Here is a 1,212-nt window from a genome sequence, read left to right on the forward strand (position 1 = left end):
GCCCGCTCGTGGCCGCCGTGCTCCTCGCCCTGGCCGGCACCGCCGCGGCGCTGCCGGCCCCCGGGGCCACCGCCCCGGCCCACGCGCAGAGCTGCCGCGCCCAGGCCACCGGGGAGGAACTGCCCGGTTCCTCCGGGCCGTACCCGCTGATCGACCTGCTGGGTCTGCGCCACGCCTGGGACCTGTCCACCGGAGCCGGGGTCACGGTGGCGGTCGTGGACTCCGGGGTGGACGCGCGCCATCCGGATCTCGCCGGTGCCGTCACCGACGGCAGCCAGTTCGAGGTCACGCGGGACGAGGGCGAGTTCGCCCGCACCACGCCGGCCGCCGAGGAGGACTGCGAGGGCCACGGCACCGCCGTCGCCGGCCTGGTGGCGGCGCGGCGCGCGGAGGGCGACCGCATGACGGGGGTCGCGCCCGCCGCCCGGATCCACCCGGTCCGGTCGGTCGACGGCGTGGACCGCGCCACCCACAACACCGTCGCCGCGATGATCGACGACGCCGTCGCCGCCGACGTGGACGTCCTCAACCTCTCGCTCGCCGTCATCGAGGACCACGCCCCGATCCGCGAGGCCGTGGCACGCGCCGTCGCGGCCGACATCGTGGTCGTCGCGGCGGCCGGGAACGAGGGGAACACCGGACCCGGTAGCGGCAGGGTCTACCCGGCCGCCTACCCGGACGTCCTCGCCGTCGGGGCGGTCGACGCCGCCGGCCGCCCGCTCGACGCCTCCAACCGCGGCCCTTGGGTGGACCTCGCGGCCTACGGCGGCCCGCTCCCGCTGGTCGCGCCCGGCGGGTCCGGCTACCGCACCGACAGCGGCACCTCGTTCGCTGCGGCGCAGGTCTCCGGCGCGGCGGCTCTGGTCCGCGCCCGTTTCCCCGAGCTGTCGGCCGCCGGGACCGTCGAGCGGCTGGTCGCTTCGGCGGCCCCGGTGGGCGGGACCCGCAACGACCGCACCGGTGCGGGCATCGTCGACCCCTTCGGCGCGCTGACGCACCTGATCCACGCGGGACCCACCGGACCGGAGGAGGCGGCGGACGGGGTCGCCGTGCAACCCCTGCCGTCGGAGCCGCCCTTGCTCAGCCGGACCGAGATGCTGGCCGTCGCCTCGGGCGGGGTGCTGCTGCTGGCGCTGGCGCTCGGCCTGGTCGCCGCCCCCGCCGTGCGCCGGGCAGCCGCCCGCCGCTGGCGCGCCGGCCCCCTGCCGGAGG

General features: G+C 78.5%; 1 protein-coding gene. It reads left to right on the plus strand.

Features of this window, described 5'->3' with window-relative positions:
* The coding region (locus tag HCJ92_RS24175) for a S8 family serine peptidase (protein WP_167935729.1) at window positions 1-1,212 on the plus strand (1,212 nt) is incomplete at both ends.

The organism is Streptomyces spiramenti, assembly GCF_012034385.1.
Classification (GTDB): domain Bacteria; phylum Actinomycetota; class Actinomycetes; order Streptomycetales; family Streptomycetaceae; genus Streptomyces; species Streptomyces spiramenti.